General features: G+C 42.9%; 16 protein-coding genes. 6 read left to right on the forward strand and 10 right to left on the reverse strand.

Going from position 1 to position 23,865, the window contains the following annotated elements; translation table 11 throughout:
• Positions 1 to 30: 30 nt before the first annotated feature.
• The gene (gene typA / locus J3P43_RS02045; protein ID WP_255898476.1) at positions 31 to 1,836 is read right to left on the reverse strand and encodes a translational GTPase TypA; all 1,806 of its coding nucleotides are present in this window, start codon (positions 1,834 to 1,836) and stop codon (positions 31 to 33) included.
• 115 nt (positions 1,837 to 1,951) lie between these two features.
• Here typA and J3P43_RS02050 point away from each other — a divergent pair, with 115 nt between their 5' ends.
• Positions 1,952 to 2,107 (forward strand): FeoB-associated Cys-rich membrane protein, encoded by a 156-nt coding sequence (locus J3P43_RS02050; protein WP_255898478.1) that lies wholly within the window; start codon positions 1,952 to 1,954, stop codon positions 2,105 to 2,107.
• Position 2,108: 1 nt separating this feature from the next.
• Here the strand turns inward: J3P43_RS02050 and dxs are convergent, their stop codons facing one another.
• A complete protein-coding gene (gene dxs, locus J3P43_RS02055; RefSeq protein ID WP_255898480.1) occupies positions 2,109 to 4,037 on the reverse strand; it encodes a 1-deoxy-D-xylulose-5-phosphate synthase in 1,929 nt (642 codons plus the stop codon).
• 117 nt (positions 4,038 to 4,154) lie between these two features.
• Here dxs and J3P43_RS02060 point away from each other — a divergent pair, with 117 nt between their 5' ends.
• The 5 genes from J3P43_RS02060 to J3P43_RS02080 all read left to right on the forward strand — a co-directional run bounded on the left by J3P43_RS02060 (position 4,155) and on the right by J3P43_RS02080 (position 9,938).
• Entirely contained in the window at positions 4,155 to 4,913 is a 759-nt protein-coding gene (locus J3P43_RS02060; protein ID WP_379125805.1) for a segregation and condensation protein A, read from the forward strand.
• A 17-nt stretch (positions 4,914 to 4,930) separates the two neighbouring features.
• On the forward strand, positions 4,931 to 6,202 hold the full coding sequence (gene glyA, locus J3P43_RS02065; protein WP_255898484.1) for a serine hydroxymethyltransferase: 1,272 nt from the start codon (positions 4,931 to 4,933) through the stop codon (positions 6,200 to 6,202).
• Positions 6,203 to 6,458: 256 nt separating this feature from the next.
• Positions 6,459 to 7,463, forward strand: a complete 1,005-nt coding sequence (locus J3P43_RS02070; protein ID WP_255898486.1) for a sensor histidine kinase — start codon at positions 6,459 to 6,461, stop codon at positions 7,461 to 7,463.
• A gap of 134 nt (positions 7,464 to 7,597) precedes the next feature.
• Positions 7,598 to 8,977, forward strand: a complete 1,380-nt coding sequence (locus J3P43_RS02075; RefSeq protein ID WP_255898488.1) for a LutB/LldF family L-lactate oxidation iron-sulfur protein — start codon at positions 7,598 to 7,600, stop codon at positions 8,975 to 8,977.
• A 157-nt stretch (positions 8,978 to 9,134) separates the two neighbouring features.
• Entirely contained in the window at positions 9,135 to 9,938 is an 804-nt protein-coding gene (locus tag J3P43_RS02080; protein ID WP_255898490.1) for a hypothetical protein, read from the forward strand.
• Here J3P43_RS02080 and J3P43_RS02085 read toward each other — a convergent pair.
• The 8 genes from J3P43_RS02085 to J3P43_RS02120 form a co-directional block, all read right to left on the reverse strand.
• Entirely contained in the window at positions 9,935 to 10,546 is a 612-nt protein-coding gene (locus J3P43_RS02085) for a SprT family zinc-dependent metalloprotease (protein ID WP_255898492.1), read from the reverse strand. The genes J3P43_RS02080 and J3P43_RS02085 overlap by 4 nt on opposite strands.
• Positions 10,547 to 10,551: 5 nt before the next feature.
• Positions 10,552 to 12,666, reverse strand: a complete 2,115-nt coding sequence (gene feoB / locus J3P43_RS02090) for a ferrous iron transport protein B (protein ID WP_255898494.1) — start codon at positions 12,664 to 12,666, stop codon at positions 10,552 to 10,554.
• A gap of 5 nt (positions 12,667 to 12,671) precedes the next feature.
• Positions 12,672 to 12,887: a FeoA family protein gene (locus tag J3P43_RS02095; protein WP_255898496.1), complete on the reverse strand. Its 216-nt coding sequence runs from the start codon at positions 12,885 to 12,887 to the stop codon at positions 12,672 to 12,674.
• A gap of 196 nt (positions 12,888 to 13,083) precedes the next feature.
• Complete coding sequence (locus J3P43_RS02100; RefSeq protein ID WP_255898498.1) at positions 13,084 to 13,479, reverse strand: VanZ family protein; 396 nt, start codon at positions 13,477 to 13,479, stop codon at positions 13,084 to 13,086.
• Positions 13,480 to 13,860 carry a glycine cleavage system protein GcvH gene (gcvH, locus tag J3P43_RS02105; protein WP_255898500.1) on the reverse strand — a complete coding sequence of 127 codons (381 nt, stop codon included), beginning with the start codon at positions 13,858 to 13,860 and terminating at the stop codon, positions 13,480 to 13,482. It lies immediately after the preceding gene.
• Between the two features lie 58 nt (positions 13,861 to 13,918).
• A complete protein-coding gene (gene sov / locus J3P43_RS02110; RefSeq protein WP_465263379.1) occupies positions 13,919 to 20,944 on the reverse strand; it encodes a T9SS outer membrane translocon Sov/SprA in 7,026 nt (2,341 codons plus the stop codon).
• A gap of 17 nt (positions 20,945 to 20,961) precedes the next feature.
• Positions 20,962 to 21,546, reverse strand: a complete 585-nt coding sequence (ruvA, locus tag J3P43_RS02115; protein ID WP_255898504.1) for a Holliday junction branch migration protein RuvA — start codon at positions 21,544 to 21,546, stop codon at positions 20,962 to 20,964.
• A complete protein-coding gene (locus J3P43_RS02120; RefSeq protein WP_255898506.1) occupies positions 21,546 to 23,864 on the reverse strand; it encodes an NADP-dependent malic enzyme in 2,319 nt (772 codons plus the stop codon). Before J3P43_RS02120 ends, ruvA begins: the two co-directional genes overlap by 1 nt.
• Position 23,865: the final 1 nt, after the last annotated feature.

A 23,865-nucleotide genomic window follows, 5' to 3' on the forward strand; every position in this document is an offset into this window, starting at 1 on the left:
CAGCCTTTTGTGTGAAACTAATAGCTTACTCTATGCAAACTTCTTTGCATTATTCCTTCTCTCACTCTCAGTAAGATAGATTTTACGCAGACGCATACTTTGTGGCGTAACCTCGATATACTCGTCAGCCTGGATATATTCCATAGCTTCCTCCAAAGAGAATTTAATGGCTGGGGCGATACGGGTATTATCATCCGTTCCGGAGGCACGCATATTGGTTAATGCTTTACCTTTTACCAGATTAACTACTAGGTCGTTATCGCGGATATGTTCTCCAACAATTTGACCTTCGTATACGTCAACGCCCGGATCGACGAAGAAACGGCCTCTGTCTTGTAATTTATCAATAGAATAAGCAGTTGTTTGTCCTTTTTCCATCGATACCAAAACACCGCTTAAACGACCAGGAATTGTTCCTTTCCAAGGCTCATAAGCTTTGAAACGGTGAGCCATAATCGCTTCACCAGCTGTTGCTGTTAAAACGTTGTTACGCAGGCCGATGATACCACGGGCAGGAATATCGAATTCCAGATGCTGAAGATCACCTTTTGGTTCCATGATTAATAACTCTCCTTTACGTTGAGTTACCAGTTCGATTACCTTTCCTGAAACTTCTCCGGGTACGTCAACAATCAGGGTCTCTATCGGCTCGCATTTAACGCCATCAATTTCTTTGACGATAACCTGCGGCTGACCAACCTGTAGTTCATAGCCCTCGCGACGCATTGTCTCGATCAACACTGATAAGTGAAGAATACCTCTTCCGTAAACCAGATATGCATCAGGAGATTCTGTTTCCACTACTTTCAACGCAAGGTTTTTCTCCATCTCTTTGTACAAGCGCTCACGTAAGCGCTGAGATGTTACAAACTTTCCTTCTTTACCGAAAAACGGCGAGTTATTAATGGTGAATAGCATGTTCATGGTAGGTTCATCAATTTTGATTACCTCCAGTTGTTCCGGCTTTTCAAAATCAGCAATCGTATCGCCAATGTCGAAGCCTTCGATACCTACTACAGCGCAGATATCGCCAGAACTAACTTCCTGAACGCGGACTTTACCCAATCCTTCGAAAGTATAAAGTTCTTTAATACGTGATTTTTGGATTTTACCGTCACGCTTAACAAGCGACACCGGCTGATTTTCTTTTATTGTTCCTCTTGCAACTCTTCCGATAGCAATACGACCTACGAAAGATGAATAATCCAGTGAGGTGATTTGCATTTGCAAAGTTCCTTCAGAAATTGGAGCCGGAGGAATGGTAGCCAAGATAGCATCCATCAAAGGAAAAATGTCTTCCGTTGGAGTTTTCCAGTCGGTATTCATCCATCCTTGTTTAGATGAACCATATATTACCGGGAAATCCAGCTGATCTTCAGTCGCGTCAAGGTTAAAGAACAATTCAAAGATTTGCTCATAAACCTCTTCAGGACGACAGTTTTCTTTGTCGACTTTGTTAACCACCACAATCGGCTTTAAGCCTAAAGCAAGAGCCTTTTGGGTTACAAAACGCGTTTGAGGCATCGCACCTTCAAATGCATCGCAAAGCAATAACACGCCGTCGGCCATTTTTAACACACGCTCTACTTCACCACCGAAATCGGCGTGACCAGGTGTGTCGATGATATTGATTTTTACATCTTTATATTGAACAGAAACGTTTTTCGAAACAATGGTAATCCCACGCTCGCGCTCCAAATCATTATTATCAAGAATCAAATCGCCGGTTTCCTGATTATCACGAAAAATGGCGCAACTGTGTAAAATCTTGTCAACCAGAGTGGTTTTACCGTGGTCAACGTGTGCAATAATTGCAATGTTTCTAATCTTCTGCATGAAAAATGCCTCTCAAAATTTTTTGCAAAGGTAGGTTTTTAATTTTGTATTCTGTGTTTTTGCAATGCTTGAAATTTAATGACAATCAGGGGCTATCATAAGTTTAACTTTGTATATGCAAATACAGGAAATACTTCTGGTGCTGATCTTTACAGCAGCGTTGTTCTATATAGGCAGGATCGTATACCGGAATTTGAAGTCCGACAAAGGTTGCAGTTCTGGCTGCGGCAAATGTGGAATAGATTTTTCGGAAACCGGTTTGAAAAAATAAATTAGCTGGCCAAACTCTTGGTAGTTCTTATTACAGCCATCTTTTCCACAGCTTTAATAATTGCCCCGGCATCATAGCCGCATTCTGCCCAAAGTTCGGGCTGTTCACCGTGTTCAATAAACTCGTCGGGAATCCCGAGTCGTATCACAGTGGCGCTATATAAATTATCGGACATAAATTCCAGTACAGCACTTCCTAAGCCGCCCTGCAAACAACCGTCTTCAACAATAACCAGTTTACTGAAATTCGCAAAAATGTCGTGCAGAAGATCCTCATCAATAGGCTTTACGAAGCGCATATCGAAATGCGCCGGATGAATTCCAAGAGAGCTTAGTTCATGGCAAGCTTTAACGGCTTCGTTGCCGATATGTCCGATAGTGAGAATTGCAACTTCTTCCCCATCGCTAATTTTTCTTCCTTTACCTACCGGGATTGCTTTAAACGGGCGCTTCCAATCGGCCATCACTCCTGTTCCGCGTGGATAACGAATGGCAAAAGGGCCCATATTTTCTTGCTGGGCAGTATACATCAGGTTTCTTAATTCCTCCTCATTCATGGGAGCAGACACCACCATATTGGGAATGCAACGCATAAAAGCGAGATCATATGCTCCGTGATGGGTAGCACCGTCGGCGCCTGCAAGCCCCGCGCGGTCTAAACAAAATACTACGTTCAATTTTTGAATAGCAACATCGTGTATCACCTGATCGTAGGCCCGCTGCATAAAGCTTGAATAAATATTGCAAAAAGGAACCATTCCCTGCGTTGCCAAACCGGCCGAAAAGGTTACCGCGTGCTGCTCAGCTATCCCTACATCAAAAGCGCGGTCGGGCATAGCTTTCATCATAATATTCATTGAGCTTCCGCTGGGCATTGCCGGCGTGATTCCCATTATATTAGGATTCGCTTCTGCGAGCTCAACTAAAGTATGGCCAAAAACATCCTGATATTTGGGAGGTTGCGGCTTGTCGCTAACCGATTTTTTTATTTCGCCGGTGATCTTATCAAAAAGACCTGGCGCATGCCATTTGGTTTGATCCTTTTCGGCCAGTGAAAAGCCCTTACCCTTTACGGTCACGCAATGCAAAAGCTTCGGACCGGGAATACTGCGCAACTCTTTGATTACTTTGGCCAGGTGTTTAACATCGTGCCCGTCGATAGGACCAAAGTATCTGAATTTCAAAGCTTCAAAAAAATTACTCCGTTTTAGCAGCGTGCCTTTGATGCTCTTTTCTATCATTTTTACCATCTGGTGGGCGTTTGGCCCCAGCTCAGAAAGTTTACCCAGTACATTAGAGATATCGTCTCTGAATTTATTATACGGCCTGGATATGGTAATGTCAGTCAGATATTCCTTTAAGGCCCCTACATTCGGGTCGATTGACATGCAGTTATCATTCAAAATAACCAGCAAGTTGGTGTTTTCTATACCCGCATGATTCAGCGCTTCAAAAGCCATTCCTGCTGTCATCGAACCATCGCCGATCACGGCCACATGCTGTCTGTCTTTTTCGCCTTTATATTGAGATGCTACAGCCATCCCCAGGGCCGCAGATATAGAAGTTGAAGAATGACCCACTCCGAATGTGTCATACTCGCTTTCTGCCCGCTTGGGGAATCCGCTGATACCATTGTGCATTCTGTTGGTGTGAAAAACAGATCGGCGGCCGGTTAATATTTTATGTCCGTAAGCCTGATGACCTACGTCCCAAACCAGTTGGTCGTAAGGTGTATTAAGAACGTAATGAAGGGCTACGGTGAGTTCTACTACTCCAAGACTGGCTGCAAAATGACCTCCATTTACCGACACAACATCGATAATATACTGGCGCAGCTCCTGACAGATGCGCTCCAGATCGCTTTCAGAAAATTTCTTCAGATCAGAGGGATAATTAATTTGCTCCAGTAGTTCTCCCGCCTTAACTTCCATTCTTTTGAATCAAAAAATTGAATCACAAAGTAACTCAATATTATTTAAAAAATATAACCAGTTCTTTTGTTTCCTATTTCCATACCAAATTAAATCTTTATTTTTGAGGCGATTGTGATACAGCAGGATAGTTTCGAAATAAGGCTGCCTCAATTTGCCGGCCCGTTTGATTTACTTTTGTTCTTTATTGAACGTGATGAGCTGGATATTCGTGACATTCAAATAGCTAAGATAACGGACGACTTTCTGGATTATATACACCAGATGAACGCATTAAACATTGAGCTTGCCAGTGAATTCATTTTTATTGCAGCCACATTAATGCGAATAAAAGCTAAAATGCTTTTACCGATGCCCGATTTAGATGAAGCGGGCAATGAAATCGACTTAAAAAAGGACCTGGTTCAAAAGCTGATTGAATATAAAAGATTTAAACTGCTTTCTGAAAGTTTCAAAGAACTAGAAGAACAGCGGTTTATGCAAGAAAAGAGAGGAAATATTCATACTGATCTTCAAAAAGTTGCCGAGTCGTCTGCAGAAACAGGCGAAGAATTAAGCTCGGTGGGGTTATATAGGTTGATGATGGTATACGAAAGGGTTATGTCTCGTTATCAAAACCAGCAACAGGATGTAAAACATACGGTGATCCAATATCCCTACACCATAGAGCAACAAAAGAAAGTAATTGCAGAACTGATCGGGTTGAATCAGAAAATTGATTTTTCTAAACTGATGCGCAACTCAGATAATAAAGTTCATTTTGTATATAACTTTCTGGCCATTTTAGAAATGTTGCAGCAGCAGCTTATTTCTATTCAGATAGGCCTGGGATTTAATAATTTTTCAGTTGCGGTGAAAACTGCTCCATCAACATAAATAACAATTAATAAAGAATGAAAAGAGATAAGGTCATCTTTAAACTCATCGAAGAAGAACAGGATCGTCAGGAAAACGGCCTGGAGCTGATAGCATCAGAAAATTTTGTTAGTAAACAGGTAATGGAAGCCGCCGGCTCTGCCTTAACTAATAAATATGCTGAAGGCTTACCAGGAAAGCGCTATTACGGAGGCTGTGAGGTTGTTGATGAAATAGAAACCATTGCTATTGAGAGAGCAAAAGAACTGTTTAATGCAGAATGGGTAAACGTACAGCCACACTCCGGAGCTCAGGCAAATGCTGCTGTGTTTCTGGGAGTGTTAAAAGCCGGTGATAAGATCCTGGGATTTGACCTTGCACACGGAGGCCACCTGACGCACGGATCTCCGGTGAACGCATCCGGTAAATTATATCAACCATTCTTTTATGGTGTAGAAAAAGAAACCGGTCGCATAGATTATAAAAAATTAGAAGAAGTTGCTCTAACAGAAAAACCAAAACTAATTATCTGCGGTGCATCTGCATATTCACGAGAGTGGGATTATAAATTCATCCGCCAGGTGGCAGACCAGATCGGAGCCCTGGTGCTTGCAGACATCTCTCATCCTGCGGGATTAATTGCAAGGGGCTTACTCGATGATCCGCTTCCTCATTGCCATATTGTAACTACCACTACGCATAAAACACTTCGCGGACCACGCGGTGGTATGATCATGCTGGGTAAAGATTTCGAAAACCCATTTGGTCTGAAAACTCCAAAAGGCGAGATCAGAACGATGTCGTCTTTGTTGGATATGGCTGTCTTCCCCGGAACGCAAGGCGGACCGTTGGAGCATATCATCGCTGCGAAAGCCATCGCTTTTGGCGAAGCTTTAAGTGATGATTACATGAAGTACATTATACAAGTGAAGAAAAATGCTGCGGCTATGGCTGACGCATTGGTAGCTCGTAATTATCAACTGATTTCCGGAGGAACGGATAATCACCTGATGTTAATTGACCTCCGCAATAAAAACATCACCGGTAAAGCTGCTGAAGCTGCGCTTGGAAATGCTGATATTACGGTAAACAAAAATATGGTTCCTTTTGATGACAAATCCCCATTCGTTACATCAGGTATCCGGGTAGGAACCGCTGCAATCACAACCCGCGGTTTAAAAGAGAAACACATGGAGAAAATTGTTGACTATATCGACAGCGTGCTATCAAATCCGGAAGACGAAGCGGTTGTAAAGAAAGTTCGTAAGAAAATTCATGAAATGATGGAAGAACATCCATTGTATAAATAAAGAAAACGGCCCGGTCTCCATAAAGGTACCGGGCTTTTTAATTACTATTCTTCCTGCGCAATTTTAGTACTTTTATACGTTAAAGCTTCGATTACCAGATTTGTTGAAGTACCACAAACCAGCCAGAGGCAGACATATCCTCAAGCTCTATAAGTAAGTTCATTATTCACCAAGTTCTTTTATCCTTGGAAGATAAATAACACAGGTTTCGTCTAATTACTTGCAATCTTCACTTTTCTTCAAGTATTTTTAGAGCTTGAATATAGCACAGAAGATATTTCTCCATTCCATTGTATGGGTCGCCATATTGATCATTTTCGTATTTCTCGGCGTTCGAAATGGAGATTACCATCAAGCTATCATTATTTTCGTCTATTTCGGGATTTTTAATATCGCTATTTTCTATCTCAACTATTTATACATCCTTCCCAAATATCTCAGCAAACGTAAATATTGGATGTTCTCTGCCTGTATCGTTTTGCTGGTATTAATCTCTGGTCTGCTCAAGTATGGTTTCGCATTTCTGTTCAGAGACGTGATTTTAATCAGCAGAGATGGCCAAATCCCGTTTGAACGGTATTATATCGGTGCTATATTCACCGGACTGTTTTTTATTTTTCTTAGTACGGCGTTTAAGTTTGCGGTAGACTGGTTTCTGAATGAAAAAGTAAGAAAGAACCTGGAAAGCGAAAAGCTGATCGCTGAACTCGCTTTTTTGCGATCGCAGATTAACCCGCACTTTTTATTTAACTCGTTGAATAACATCTACTCGCTGGCTTATCAAAAATCTGATAAGGCGCCCGAGGCGATCATGAAGCTTTCCGAAATCATGCGATATATGCTGCAGGAGAGTAATGAACCCCGGGTGCAGCTCGGTCGCGAGATAAGGTATCTGGAGAACTATATTGAACTACAAAAGCTCAGGTTTAAAGGACAGGCTTATATTGAACTCAGCATCAGCGGCGATTACGGTGAACAGAGTATTGCGCCTCTTATACTCATTTCGTTCGTAGAAAATGCCTTTAAACATGGGGTAGCTTCAGATCCGGACAATCCGATTAAGATCAGCGTACGAATTTTAAATAATCAACTTCATTTCGAGATTCAGAATAAAAAAAGCCTGCTGAACAAAGACGAAAGCAGCGGAATTGGCTTAAGCAATGTAAAGCGTCGCCTGGATTTGCTGTACGTAGGGAAATATGCCCTGGACATCGAAGAAGATTTAGATACTTATTATTGCAAATTAGATTTAAACCTCTGATTGTGCATACTTTTATAGATGACATTGGAGTTTTAGTAAGAACACATTGTGCTTCCTGATGTTATTGATGCATTTATTTGCAGTTTTTTACCCTGTCGGGACCTCATGTTTCTAAAATTCAATACCTTCGCACTATGACAAACTTTGCTGAAGATTTTCTGGAAGTTTCTGAAGATAAAGCATTTAATTTAGATCATCGCCGGATCATAAATTTTAATATCGGACGCTACGACACGGCAGTGAGCCGCGGACTATCGAGGCTTGCCAATCTTGAGCAGTCGAAACGCAAAGCTCACGTTATAAAATGGAAAGTAATGGAGAACCTGGATAAACTGTTACCAGAGTTTGAAGCTAACTTTCAGAAGCGTGGCGGCAAGGTGATTTGGGCAAATGACGCAGATGAAGCTAACCGCGAGATCCTTAGTATCATCAGAAAAGCTAATGCAAAAACGGTCATAAAGGCAAAGTCTATGACTACAGAAGAAATTCATCTAAATGAGTTTCTAGAAAAAAATCACATTGAGTCGCTGGAGAGCGACCTTGGCGAATACATTGTTCAGCTTCTGGGACAAAAGCCTTACCACATAGTTACCCCTGCAATGCATTTAAGCAAGGAGGATATTGCCAGGCTTTTCCACGAAAAATTTGGAACACCCGTTGATGCCACTCCGGATATATTAACGCAAAAAGCACGCGAACTACTTCGCGAAAAATACACTTCGGCGGATGTGGGGATAACAGGGGGTAACTTTCTCATAGCGGATACAGGAAGCGTGGCCCTCACCGAGAATGAAGGGAACGCACGCTTGTCAACCACTTTTCCGAAAATCCACATTGCTATTGTGGGAATCGAAAAGTTAATTCCTTCTATCAACGATCTGGATTTGTTCTGGCCATTGCTTTCGACTCATGGTACCGGCCAAAACTTAACGGTTTACAATAGCATTTTAACCGGTCCGCGTCAGGCAGATGAAACCGATGGCCCCGAAGAAATGTACGTGGTTTTGTTGGATAACGGCCGGACTAATTTGCTCGCCCAGAAAGAGCAGCGCCAGGGGCTGTATTGCATCCGGTGCGGCGCTTGCTTAAATGCCTGCCCCATCTACAAAAATATTGGTGGCCATGCCTACGAAACTACTTACAGCGGTCCAATCGGTTCGGTAATCACCCCGCACCTGCGTGGAATGGAAGAGTTCAAACACCTTAGCTACGCATCGAGTCTTTGCGGCAAATGCTCTGAAGTTTGCCCGGTAAAAATCGATATCCATAAAATGCTCCTCCTGAACAGGCGAGATTCGGTAAGCGAAGGGCTAAGTCCCAAAGCCGAGAAAATTGGTTGGAAGGCATGGAAAAAGGGAATGATGAAAAGGCAGTTTATGGATTTTGTGAGCGGCAAATGGAAAAATCTTATCCTGAAAACTTTCTTCAAGAAAAGCTGGGGCAGTTATCGTGAGATGCCAGTGGTAAATAATAGGTCTTTTAGTAAACAATGGCAAGAACGAACGCCTGAATAGTATTCCAAATGCTACACTGAATCTTTTTCAGGAACAGGCGCTTGATTTATTTTCTCTCTTAAAGCATGTTCTTATCCTTTTAGTATAGAGACGTATACGATGTTGAAATTTAGCCTCTTAGGTGTGTTTTGGCACAATTTTTCGATAAATATGTGCGATGCATTTTTACCTTAATAACATTCTATACCTCTCAGCCATTCTGTGTACCACAAGTTTCTCTTTTGTTTCGTGCGATAGATCGTATTCGAATTATTTAACCGAGGCTGCCGATTCGCCGGAATTAAGGGCTTTGTCCAGCGAATATGAAATAAACTTATATGCCGATTCTATCGACGCGCTTCTGCCGTTCTGTAAGGTGGAACGTAGTATGGTCTACTCTCTGGGCGATTATTCTTTCCATGTAAATAAGTATTCGTACCAAGGACAGGCGGTTTTGTACCGGGAATGGGGTACTAGTGGCGAATATGGAAGTACGGATAAGCGCTACTATATAAAAGATCAAAACGTATCTTTTCTGGTAGAGAACAGTTATACACCAACTGCTTCCAAGCCATATTCTTTTTTAAAAGCCTACTTCAAGGATGGCGGGGTGTTTCATGCTAAACAGGTAAATGCGCTCACAAAACAAGCCCTTTCAGATCAGGATTTTGAGGATGTAGAGTTCACCGGGTTTAAGCCTGCCAACATAACCCTTTTTGAAGATGCTCTGAGCCAGCAAGGGAAATTCGACCTGACATTTGAGAGGATTATAGAATGCTCGAAAGCTAAGTATCTGATTTTCTCAAACAACGGATTTAATTCTTATCGAGCTCCAGTTAAAGTTGAAAATACAGATGAGTTTATACAGGAAATAACATCCAATCCGCTCCGGTACAAAGGTGAAAAATTGGATATAGTTTGGGGCTTGAGTGATAGTAACGAGGTGATCTACACCAATGGTAAGCTAAAAAAGCGGGACTAGTCGCCACTAACGGGGAATACCTCTGCAAGGGGACTAAACAGATAAATCCTCCGCGTGTTTATTTCCATACATTTAAACCGTTTCCTTACAAGCTCATCTTTCCTGAAAGTTCTGCCATCTTTAAGCATAAAGACAGTTTTCATCGCGAGCGACTCTACAGCTACACCCTGAGATTGCTGGTCATATCTTTTTAAAGCTCTGAAAAGATTCAGGTCGCTGCAACTTGAGGCGGCCGGATTTTCCAAATAAGAATTTATGGCATGTTTTAAATCTGCAGGGAAAACCTCTTTCTCAAAGAACGGCCTCATCATTTTTTTGAAGTTCAGTTTCCACTCCAATCCATGTGGCCTGGCTCCTCCTTTATATTCATTCCAGGTTTGAAGATGAGCAAATTCGTGGACCGTTGTAACCAGGAAGGCGTAAGGGTTTAGGTTGTAATTTACAGAAATACGATGATTGTCGCCGTTGTACGGAGGCCTATAATCGCCAAACTTCGTATTTCTGCCTTTGGAAACCTTAAAGTCGCATTTAAAATAGTCTATCCACCGGGCCACAATAGGAGCAGCCTCTGCAGGCACGTATTTGGCCAGAATCCTCTCCTTATCCAAGCGATTTATTTTAAAATATTATACACGATAAAACTTGCAATATAAGCAAGAGCTGTCATATATGCCAGCTGTATAGAGGGCCATTTCCAGCTTTTCGTTTCTCTGTAAACAATAGCCAGAGTACTCATACACTGCATGGCAAATGCGTAAAAAATCATTAAGGAAAAGGCTACGGCAAAGGTAAAAACAGGTTCTCCTGTATCGGGTTTTTTCGCCCGACGCATTTTATCCCGTACTGATTCCATTTGCGCATCATCGCTCACGCTGTAAATGGTGGCCATGGTACCAACGAAAACTTCTCGTGCCGCGAAAGATGTGATCAAAGCAATGCCAATTTTCCAATCAAAACCCAGCGGTCGGATGGCAGGTTCAATAGCCTTCCCAATAACTCCGGCGTACGATGTTTCCAATTTTTCTGCTGCCTCCATACTTTCCAGTTCTTCAGGAGTATGTCGAGATCTTAGTTGTTCAGACTGGTATTTAGCGGTAAGCGCTTCACGTTTTGCCGGAGGCCCATATGATGCCAGTACCCACAAGATGATGGAAATTGCTACAATCACTTTACCGGCTTCAAACACAAAAGCTTTAACTTTTTCATACATGGTATAAACCACATTACTCCATCGGGGCATGCGATAGACGGGCAGCTCCATAATAAAGTAACCACGTTCTCCCGAATGGATTAAGAACTTCATTACCCAGGCTACTATCACCGCTGATACAATACTTAGCAAGTACATCCCCATTAAAGCAAGAGCCTGCAGATTCAAAATGCCTGCCACCTCCCCATCGGGAACAACCAACGAAATCAAAATCGTGTAAATGGGAAGTCGGGCCGAACAGCTCACCAGCGGCGTAACCATAATAGTGATGATTCTGTCCTTCCAGCTTTCGATATTCCGGGTACTCATAATGGAAGGTACTGCGCAGGCAAAGCCGCCAATTAATGGCACTACCGACTTTCCATTAAGGCCAACTTTCCGCATGATCTTATCCATCATAAACGTAACGCGGGCCATATAGCCGGTATCTTCCAAAATGGAGATAAATGCAAATAAAATAGCGATCTGAGGAATAAACACCAACACTCCACTCAGTCCGGCTAAAATGCCGTCCACAAACAAGTCAGTTAGTACTCCGGCAGGCAGAACTTCATGGGCTGTACTGGTCAGCCAGATAAAAAGATCTTCAATCAATGTCATCGGGTATTCTGACCAGGCGAAGATGGATTGAAATATTAAAAGAAGGATAGCGAAGAAAATAGTGAATCCCCACACTCTATGCGTGAGTATTTTATCGATTTTATTGCTGAAAGTTTCTTCCTTCGCTGCCCCGGGACGAAACTTTACTGTATCGAACAGAACATCATTAATGAAATTATAACGTGCTATGGTCTCGGCCGCCTGGGCCTTTTGTGAGTGAAAGGAAAATTCTTGTTCCAGCTCTTCAATTCTCTCGCTTTGTGCGGAAGTTAAAAAGCGTACATTCTCATGCTGATGCGCCAGTTGCAGCGCGGTGTATGGAAGGTCGACCTGTAGCTCTTCTTTTATTTTTGTGATAAGGGAAGGAGCCAGCGCTTCTACTTCTATCGTATCTGTTTGAAGCGGAACGGATGAGGTATATGCAATAGCTTCTTTAAGCTGGTCTATATTTTCGCCCTGTCTTGCACAGATAGGAACGATCTGTACTCCCAGCCTTAAGGCCAGTTCATCGATATTTATCTCTGTTCCTGCCTTTCTGGACAGGTCGATCATGTTTAAGGCAATAACTACGGGTATTTTAAGATCCGCTACCTGAGTATATAGAAGGAGGTTACGCTTGAGATTTGACGCATCCGCCACAATCACAACAATATCGGGATGGGCCGTATTATTTCTATCTGCTAAAACCTCAAAAACAATTACTTCATCTTTACTTTTCGGATACAGACTATATGTTCCGGGCAGGTCGACTATCTCGGCAACTCTTCCATCCGGTAACTTGCAGTAGCCGGTTTTTTTATCCACCGTAACACCGGCAAAGTTTCCGACTTTCTGATGAAGACCTGTTAAACGATTAAATAATGTAGATTTTCCAGTGTTGGGGTTTCCAACCAGCACAATTCTTAACTCACCCTTCACTGGTTTTATTGCAAGATGATTGTTGAAGCTTCGCGTTTGCGAAGGCTTAGCTGATAACCCGATACGGTTACTGCCATTGGATCCCCCAGAGGTGCAAACCGTTCAACCACAATAGATTCGCCGGGAAGACAACCCATCTCCATAAGCTTTATCGACATTTCAAGGTCGGTAAATTCTTTTATAACTCCGGATTGTCCCGGTTGTAGTTGTGAAAGCTTCATGAATAGTTCTAAACGCAAACAAAAATAGTCCTTATTTTTAATAAATCCAAATAAGCTTAGTTGGTCTGAAAACTCGCTTTATTGAGGCTTAAAGAGGGTTTTTGTCGGGTTTTGCTTAATAAACTTTGGACAATCACAATCCTTTTTAAACAGTTTGCATGAAGATAAAAGTACCATCACGCCAAGCATCAACACCTTAAATAAATTTTTCATGACCCGTTCTGTGTAAAAAAATGTATCCGAAAATTCCCATTCCTACTCCTACCATATCTGCAAAAAGATCCCAGATCTCGGCCGAGCGGTAAGTAAACACCTTCCATTGTAAAATCTCAATACCCGCACCAAGAATGGCGGTGACTAAGAGAATTTTAACGATAGTGAGTATGCGAAAAGTATAACTTCGCTGCTGTCTGATCTTGCCGTAAAATAGCAGCACAGTAAGTACGAAGAAAAATCCGGTATGTACCAGCTTGTCGATACCCTCGAATAAGGGCAGGCCTCCAGCCACGTTTTCGAACGGCATGTCGCAGAGGATAAGCACAATAATTGCCCAGATAATGGCCAGGTACTGGTGCCTTAACGTATTAATCATCTAAGCTCCTATCAGCGCTTTGTACTGGTCTGCAGAAAGCAAATCGCCAACCTCAACTACCGACTTCACTGTGATTTTTACCATCCAGCCTTCACCGTATGGATCCTGATTAACAAGTTCTGGTGCAGAATCGAGTTGACTGTTAATTTCGAGAACAGTTCCAGCTACCGGCATAAACAGATCGGAAACAGTTTTTACTGCTTCAACCGTTCCGAAAACTTCATTCTCGGCTACTTCCTGACCGACAGTGTTAATATCGATATAAACGATATCACCTAATTCGCGTTGAGCAAAATCGGTTATCCCGATAATTGCTTCGTTGCCTTCAAGCTTAATCCACTCGTGATCTTTAGTATATTTTAGTTCTGATGGGAAATTCATAATATAAGTTTTGCGCCAAAAATAGGACTATCGGCTGGCATAAGCAAGTTTATGACAGCTATTGCAATGTAAACCTTAAGCTCACACCGAAGTTACTAAAGGCGGTATTAAATGTTTGAGAAGTATAAGGCCGGGTTATATTGTTATCATAAAACATCCTTAAGTTAAAGCGCTGATTTAAAACATAATCAACCGAAGGTCTGATCGTAATATTCTTCGCACCGGAAGATACTTCAGGATCCTCAACGTCAGCACGGTAAATTACCGTCTTCCGATCGTTCAAAGCGAAATCCATCTTAAAATTAAGGTCATTGTTCAACTTTCTGCCACCAAAGAGCCCTAAAGGAAAACGGAAGTTAGTGGTACGATAACCAAGTCCGAACACCACGGCGTTATCACGCTGCTGCGCCAGCTGGCTGTTCGCCAGACTCAGGCTTAAGAGCCGCGATTTACGATACTCGAAGTTCGCAGTCATGCTATTCTTTAGCCGGAAATCTATCCCGATTAAGGGCAAAAATTGTTCAGCAAGAGTAACCTGCGAAAATTGATAGGTCGGCAAAAAGTTACCGTTCACATCTTTCAGATTCGAGTAACCGTTAAGCTCATCATATCGGGCCAACGAATTGAAGCTGTTAACATTATAACTGGATCGGTAGGTATGGTTCACATCAAAAGACGCAAAAATATCACTGAAGATCGCATATTTGGTTAAGCCGTTATAGGTAAGCCTCCAGTTCGGGATAGGAATTTTAGGAAAACCGCTTAAGCTCGCCTTTCCGGCCTCTTTTCCGCCGTAAGCCGCCAGAAAAGAGGCAATCACCACATCTTGAGAGTTTTTGCCGTAACCGTCGGAGTAGCCGCCATTTATACCAGATGAATTTGGATTCTGCGCCCCTAAACGCCTGGATATAATCTGCCGGTTTGCCTCAAATTGCCTGAATAATTTTGATCCGCTATTTTTGTCGTCTTTAGTAAATGCTGTACGAAGTAATATGTTGGAGATACTAAGATCTCCAGAAGTAATGGGACTCTGATACTCAAATTTTTCCTCAATTGAATTGAACTTAAAATTCGTAGAGTAGTTAAAACTTTGGCTTTTCGATACGGTTAATTCGATCCGCATGTCCTTTAGGGGTTCAATGGTTCCCCTTATATTTAGATCTTCCTTCTTAGTATTGGTGTAAGGCTGATTCATTGTTTCATCGGTTGTGATCCAGCCGTTAGATATTGCCCGACCACGGATATCGCGCTGGCTTCCGAAAATAAAGTCCCAACCCGGTGCATTTGCATCCAGGTCATAGCCAAGCACCTTAGTCGTGGGCAAATAGCCGGGTAAAAATGTTCCTTGGGTTACTGTGTAGGCGCCTGTTACGTTTTTGATACCGGTTAATAATCCTACCAGGAAGCGAGATCCAGCTTTGCTGTCGGGCGCACTTGCTTTACGAACAAATGCAAATTTGTTGTATAAGGTGGTGAAGTTTAAGGTGGGATTTAACTGAATAGTGCGGGCATTTTGAATAGTATTCCCAAGGTTAAATTCCGGATTGTTCAGCGTTGCCAGGGGTTCTGTGCGCCAATTGAAGTTGGTTCCATACCGGGCTACAAGATTAGTCCAGCCTAATCCCGGAATTTTACTAACAGGGACAGTATAATTTAAATTTAGCGTATGGTTATAGTCGGTATTTCTACCCAGACGTTTAAAGTTATCCCAGACGATTGCCTTTTTTTCGCCTTCAATGCGCCCCTCTGGTTCATCTATCACCGAATAATTAGTGGCGTTGAAATCTAACTTAAGCGATTTTGTGAGATCCCAGCTTATCCCGTATAGACGGGACATCTGGAAGTTTTTATTAAAATTAGTTGTGATCGGAATAAAATTATTCTGGTCTAATTCATTATTTCTCAATGTATTTTCAGAATACAATCTATCTACATCAATTCTAAAGTTTAGTGCCGAAGGCAGTAAGGAGAAATTAAAATCTTTTAACAAAGCCAGTTTATTCGACTTTATTACTTTGGCAAATGGAGTGTAATTCTTGGGCTGCGCCGAATAATTGTAGGCTAAGCCGCCCCTAAACGTTTTTTGTAAAGCCACTTCGGTTATGAAATCCCTGTGGTTATATTCTGTATAAGAATAATTGGCGCTAAAATTCTCGATATCCCAAAGTCGGGATTTACTATCGGGATCAGTTTTTATCTTCCTCACGTTAGTGAAATTTAAGCTGCGGCGTCTGGTAAAATCATTCACCTGGCGTCCAATCTCACGTCTTTCGCTGCGTGAGAGGCCTTCCAGTGCATTTTCCAGTTCAATATCCTGAAAACGCGGATCGTATTGAGGCGTGCTTAACTGTCTGGAAAAATTGAAAAACATTGGCACCTTAATTCCTGTGCTTGCAGGGAAAAACTTTCCTAGTTCCAGGCTTGATGATACATCCAGGAACATATCTTCCGTCCGGTTTCTCTCACTCACTTTTTTATCAATAGAGCCAAAACCAATAGTACTTCGGCTGCCTGAAATAGTAACGTCGCCAAAATCGGCGAGTTTGGTGTTCATTCTGGCGGTTGCTGCCCAGCCTCCGCGTTCGTCAAAATCGGTAAGCCGTAATTCGTTAAACCAAACTTCAGCGGTTTTATCCATGCTATCATCGGACGGGTTAGTAGCAGATTTCAGCGGATTTCGTACGCCCACCATATAAATCCTAACTTTACTTAAGTCGGGCTGCCCAACTACCGTGATAGTATTTTTTCCATCCTTTATAGAAAACGGAAGATTTGCAGGCGCTCCTGCTGTTGTTCGTTGCGCCTTGGCCGCCTGAAAACGTTTTAGCTCAAGGCTGATTTTGTTCACGTCAGGCCAGATGGCATAAGCATCTTTGGAACCTGGAACGGTTATTTTTAGTGGAATTTCGTATTCGTAGTAGTTGTCCTGATTATCTGTACCGATCCTGATGAATGCGCTTACATCATTATCCTGCAACTGATTCCCCTCGGCATGAACAAACATTTCCAACCTGCGGTAAGCCCTGAAATCATTATAGGTAGTACGGAAAGCGGCTCTTCCATACCCATCTCTTAGGTTTTTCACGTTCAACGAAAGCGATTGCTCATTCTGCCGGGTTTCTCCTCTAAAATTGCTGTAATCCTTTTCCCGGTCAATACCCGGAGGAACCACGTAAGGTATTGGACTCCTGCGGCCGTTCTCTTCGATATTGACAGTACTTAAATCAAGAATGGAGTTGTCGAAACCCGGATTGGTCCCTAAGGATGGATCAGCGATAACTTTATCGCGATTGTTCTCTGCATTATACCTTCTCCATTCGCCCCGAACGAGCTGGAGTTTTGCCATTCTCAGAATGGTAGTATCAGCAAAATCTGTCATGAACATCCGTGCAAAGCGGATAGATTTAAAATCCTGAATATTTCCAACCTTTTGCTGGTATTGTGAAATAGGGATCTTAAACTGATACCAGGATACCTGCTGACTTAATCCGTTTGGAAGCTTTACCGTAGATGTTACTTTATCGGTTATAAAATTCTGACCTACCAACATGTCCTGTGGCCGTATCGATATTTTATATTGGAAGTATTCGTCGGCAAGCGATGAATTATTATCACGGTTTACGTCTTCGCCGTCGGGCAGAGAAGTGGAGGCAGAGTTATCGATACCTAGTGCCGCCTGCGACTGCTGATTTGTTTTGGAGTTACCTTCGGGCCCGTTGTAGCGTTCGTAACGCTTTAGAATACCTGCATTAATGTTATCCAGATCACTTCCGCGATAATAGGTAAAATCATCCGACGAAGGGTCGTTTTGCAACTGTGATGCAGCTACTGGATTCAGTTGATTTAAAAAGGGTGAAAAGAATTGCTTCTCATCTGTGTTGCTTAATCCGTCTAATCCCACGTCCTGAAACTGGCGGGCAGAAGGATCGTTATCAAATGCCTGGATAACCGGCTGTAACTTCGGTACTCGTCCCCAAATAGTTTGATCTGTGCGGCTGGCATCACCATCACCCGGAAGTCCGTTCTCCAGTGATTTTCGCCCATCTTTCAAAATGTCTTCAGAAATGCTTCCGAGGTTAAAATACAGATCTCCGCCTTGCGATGCCGGTTTGTAAATGAACGGATCCATTACCCACATTTCAATAAATTCAATGTTCAGGGCTTCAAAATCGGTACTCTCAAGTCGTCTGAAAATCCCGCCCCAGCGGCTTCTCGGATTTGCCAGCGTTCCATTCGGATTTACTCCTGAGGTAGAATAGTTGTATGGTCCGCGCAACATCGGATAGTATGCCAAATCGAATGTAGGAAGCGTTAATGGCTGGCCCGTGCTCGACTGCTTGAAAGGAAAAACTTCCTGCTCAATTACTTCCCTCACGTAATGATTGGATTGCTCGTTCTTGTTGTTTTTTATATTGTCTGGCGTAAGGGTGTTATTCCTGTTAAAGAAAATGGGGTCGATATTGTAATAGGCCAGGCGTGCTCTGTTGAAACCGTAGGCCAGGCTTAGGTCCTGCGCTTCGGGAAATAGCTGTGGCGTTCCGGAAATCTGCCAGCCCATCGGACTTTTGATGTCAATGACAGATCGACTGCTTTCAAAATCATCCAGGTAACTTGAACCGTTCTTGCTTCCGGCAAAATTCAGGGCGCTCGGATGGCCCGGAATCATTTGCGCAAATTCGCCGCTAAAAGTAACCGAAGACTCCTCCTTCGTGCTTAGGAAGGGAAGCTTATCGATCATCTTTGTAAGCCATCTGGACTCGGAGCTATAATTGGCATCCATACCCCAAATGGTGTTAGATATGGCTTCTTCGCCGATGTTTATTTTAGGAGTAAGCGGCCTTTCGGTAAGATTCATGATAGTACCGCCAAGGTTAAGCTTGTGGTTTACCCGGTAATCAAACCTCGACCCAAATAATGATCGCTGCTGTAATCCAAACAGCTCATTGTTTTCCATCTTAATTTTAATCTGCTGCCCCGAGTTCAACAGGGCCTGATTCAGGATTCTAACCCTGCCGCTGTTATAGTCTACGGTAAAGTCGGCTCCTTCAACTAAGGGAAGTGTGCCTGCACTAACTTGTACAGAGCCTGGAGGTACATTGATGGCATTCAGTTGAAATTCTGAACTTACTTCAGACTGATAAGTTCCCTTTAAAATATAACGGTTCAGCCTTGGAAAGAGCTGTTGAGCGATAACGCGGGTCGAGTCGTATAGCGGTTGATAAACGTATTTGTTGATCAGGTCGCTCTCCGCAACGGGGTCGAATTGTTTCGCCAAATCCGATCCAAAAGGCTCAACTAAAGGAAACGTGATACGTCCGTTTAAGGGGTCGATGGTCAGACCTTCAATAAAGTCGAAGAATCCATCCGGCTTTGCATCACCTACTTGATTAAGTTCATCCAAACGAGTAGCTTGAATCCACAATTTTCCACTGTTTTTTGAGCGGTCGGTGATCACGGGCTTTTCTACGCCGGTCTCATCATCAAGCCTGAAAATATTGAGGTTGAAATTATTTCTGCTGACCTGATATGCTCCTAATGAATAAATATTTTTCATCATCAGGTCCCAGGTGGGAAGCTGTGTTTTCAACATCTCGTTTTTCAGCAGTTTTACAAACAAAACCTGTGGATTATTTGGATCAACCGGCACATCAGTCGAGAACTCTCCAACCTGATATTCTACACCATTTTCTGTGTATCTGAAAGCAACTGCAAGCACCTCGTCGGCATTAAGTGCCGCATTTAATGAAATATAACCTAAGCGCGGATGTATTTTATATTCGCGTTCTTCGACAAGCTTTCTGGCATATGTAAGCTTTGAATAGTTGTCGGTGCCTCCGGTTGATTGGAAAAATGTATTGATTGAGTTGGAGTTTGTAAGTCTTGCGTCAGCCGGAAGGCTTTGAAGCAAATTGTTAGACTGTTGCGGAAACCCAGGACCCTGAAATCCGGCGGGTAGTACCGATCCTCCGCCTTGAAACAGGCTCGTATTGTATGGATTGTTTTCTCCCAGATCCATTAAGGCTACAACATCTCTTGAATCAACCGTACTGTTGCTGCGATTGGTTACCCATACCTCAACCTTTGTTATAGTAACATTCGACTTGATGATGGGAAGGTTTTCTAAGGCTGCATTGTACTTGTTTCTAAAATACTGAGCCAGAAAAAAATGCTTGTTCGCTTCGTAGCTGTCGGCCGAAATTCTAAACGTGTTCTGCTGAGAACCATTGCTAATGTTTATTTCGCGTGGCTGCGACTTTTGCTGCGAAAATATACTGGTCACATTCAATCTACCAAATTGAAGCTGGGTTTTTAATCCGAAAAGCGCCTGACTCCCGGTAATTAAGGTAGATGTAAGCGGAAGACTAACGTTTCCTGCTTCAATTTTCTGGATGATCTCGTCGGGTCTGCCTGTATAGTCAAGCTTCATCTGATTTTCAAAGTCGAAAGAAGCCTCGGTATTGTAATTGGTGGTAATTCGCAACTTGTCGCCAATATTACCAACAACGTTCATCTGTATTCTTTGATTAAAATCGAAGTTGCCCTGTTTTCTTTGACGCTCGTTAAACAGTGGATTCTCATTTTTATTGATCCGGCCGGCAAGGGTTAACTCAGCGGTTCCCTGAGGTCGGATATCGATTAACGAGCCCCCAAAAATACGTTCAAAAGACTTGTTATTAATCGTAACGGCAGGTATAAATCCTGGCTCCCGGGCCTGAGATATAGAAGCATTAGATAGTTGCTTCCAATAGTTTCGCTTTACCAGATCGTTTTCGTATTTCTGGTATTCTTCTATGGATAGATATTGAGGAGCACGGTAGGGCCTGTCGCCTATTTTATCCTGAATGATGTAGCGTTTGGTTACCGGATCAAAATCAACCGTACGCTGAATATTGGAAGGATTTGCAAGAGAGATTGAGGGTTTTGGACGAAGGTCTAAAATTCGTGAATCACTAAAAGGGTATTTAATTTTCAGGCTATCGGGGAGAGAATTGGTGGTTTGTGCGGCAACCTTCCCGGATAAAATTATAAACAAAAAACAGCAGATCCTCGATAGGGTAAGGGTAGATAAACTTCTCAAAGTCAGACAGTAATTTATTGTAATTATAAGGTTTTCAGGGCAATTTTTATCAATTGTTCAACTGATAAACTATCAGTAGAAGTTTTTATTGCATCGTTCAAAGTTTTTTCTGCTAAGTTTTTCGCGAATCCCAACATCACCAGCGCCGATAGTGCCTCTTCTTTCACAGTTGTATACTGAGGTTCGGCACTAAACGTTTCAATTCCTTCTTTTTTTAATTTGTCCTGAAGTTCAAGGATCAATCGTTGTGCAGATTTAGGCCCGATGCCCTTTATCCGTTGCATTTGGGAGACATCTCCTTTTACAATGGCGACCTGTATTTCGTCCGGGGTAACCGAAGACAAAATCATCCGGCCCGTACCCGGTCCTATTCCGGAGACAGAAATAAGATGGAGAAAAAGACGTCTTTCACCCTCGTCTGCAAATCCATATAACGTATGAGCATCTTCCTTGACATGCAGCCAGGTATACAACTTGCATCGTTCAATGTTGGTTAGTTTCGAATACGTATTGAGCGAGATATTGATATGATAACCCACACCATTTGCTTCAAGCACCACATAGGCAGCGCATTTAAAGGTTAATTTTCCGTCGATGTATGCGTACATTATATTTTTTCGCGGCGACTAAAAAGCCCCCTCCGTTTTTTTACTGTTGGTACCTCAAGTTTAGATTGTGCATCTACCACTGCAATTGTCACCATGTTTACAATTTCCCTTACAGAACTTCCCATTTGCAACACGTGAACCGGCTTATTCAGGCCTAATAAGATCGGCCCTACAGCCTCCGCTTCGCCAAGCTCCTGCAAAAGTTTATACGCAATATTTCCGGATTCCAGGTTGGGAAACACCAGCGTATTAGCAGGCTCGTCTGCCAGCGTACTAAACGGGAAATTATCCTTCAAAAGGGAATGGTTGATAGCAAAGTTGGCCTGCATTTCACCATCCACCACAATATGGGGATACTTTTCATGCAGCATACTCACAGCATTCCGGGTCTTATCCGGTACTTCGTCTTCATTTGATCCGAAGTTAGAGTAAGAAAGAACTGCAATACGAGGATTGATATTAAACTTTTTCACCGACTTATCCAGCAACACCGTTATATCCACCAATTCCTGCACCGTTGGATTTTTATTAATAGTAGTATCCCCAAAAAATACCGGGCCTTTCTTAGTGAGCATCATATACATCCCGGCAACACGGTTAACACCCGGCTCAGTTCCGATAACCTGTAAGGCGGGTTTCACTGTTGCACCATAATCTTTGGTAAGTCCGGAAATCAAGGCATCAGCTTCGCCAAATTCTACCATGCAGGCACCGTAATAGTTCCTGTCGAGCAACATCTTTCTCGCCTGAAATAAATTCACCCCTTTTCGCTGTCTTTTTTGGTAAAGGAACTGTGCGTATTGTTCAATTTTAGCAGTCTCTTTGGAAGGGTCTATGATTTTCATCCCGTCTAAATCCAGGCCGGTTTGTTTAACTATAGCGTCAATCCGCTCTTTATTTCCTAGTAAAATCGGCTGCGCAATTCCTTCATCCCTGACAATTTGTGCCGATTTTAAAATCTTGTAATGATCTGCTTCGGCAAATACGATGCATTTCGGATCTGATTTTGCTTTGCTGCTAATCGCCCGAAGCAAAGCATCTTCTGTACCTAGGCGGTGGCTCAGCTCATCAGCATATGCTTGCCAGTTTGTAATAGTTTTGCGGGCCACGCCCGATTCAATCGCAGCCTGGGCAACCGCCAGCGACACAGAGGTTATAAGCCGCGGATCATTCGGTTTCGGGATAATATAATCTTTCCCGAATTTGATGTTTTTCTTATTGTAAGCCAGATTAACCGCCTCGGGAACCGTTTTCTTTGCCAACTCGGCAATAGCCTTAACAGCGGCGATCTTCATTTCCTCGTTAATTCCCGTTGCCCTTACATCCATCGCTCCGCGGAAGATATATGGGAATCCTAACACGTTATTCACCTGATTGGGATAATCAGAGCGGCCGGTAGCCATGATCACGTCTTTTCGCGCAGAAACTGCCAGATCGTAGGCAATTTCCGGATTAGGATTTGCCATGGCGAAAACTATGGGATTTCGGGCCATTGTTTTTAGCATCTGTGGCGTCAAAACATCTGATGTGGAAAGACCAATGAAGACGTCCGAATCTTTCATCGCCTCGGCCAGAGTATTTATTTTCCGTTTGGTGGCAAACTCGGCTTTTATCTCATCAAGCTTTTCACGGTCGGCACGAATAACTCCGCTCCGGTCTACCATAACCATATTTTCTTTCTTTGCTCCAAGGCTCACATACAGCCTTGCGCAGGAAATTGCAGCAGCACCGGCGCCATTAATAACAATGGTTACCTTATCGAGCTTTTTTTTCTGAATTTCGCAGGCGTTTAACAGAGCAGCGGCCGAAATAATGGCAGTGCCATGCTGGTCGTCGTGCATTACCGGAATATTCATTTCGGCCTTTAAGCGCCGTTCGATTTCAAAACATTCCGGGGCTTTAATGTCTTCCAGATTAATACCTCCGAAAGTAGGCTCAAGAGCTTTAACAATTCTTACAAACTCATCTACATCTTTGGTGTTTAATTCCAGATCAAACACGTCGATATCAGCGAAGATCTTAAAAAGCAAGCCTTTTCCTTCCATCACTGGTTTTCCGGCTTCCGGACCAATATCACCCAAACCCAAAACGGCTGTTCCGTTGCTGATTACTGCAACCAGGTTACCCTTTGCAGTGTATTTATATACATCATCAACATTATCAGCGATACGTAAACAGGGCTCTGCCACACCCGGCGAGTATGCCAGCGTCAGGTCGCGTTGTGAATTTGTGGGTTTGGTTGGAACAACTTCGATTTTTCCCGGACGGCCTTGAGAATGGTAGTCAAGGGCATCCTGTTTCCTGTTTATCTTACTCATT

The organism is Paradesertivirga mongoliensis (genome assembly GCF_024436395.1).
GTDB classification, from domain to species: domain Bacteria; phylum Bacteroidota; class Bacteroidia; order Sphingobacteriales; family Sphingobacteriaceae; genus Paradesertivirga; species Paradesertivirga mongoliensis.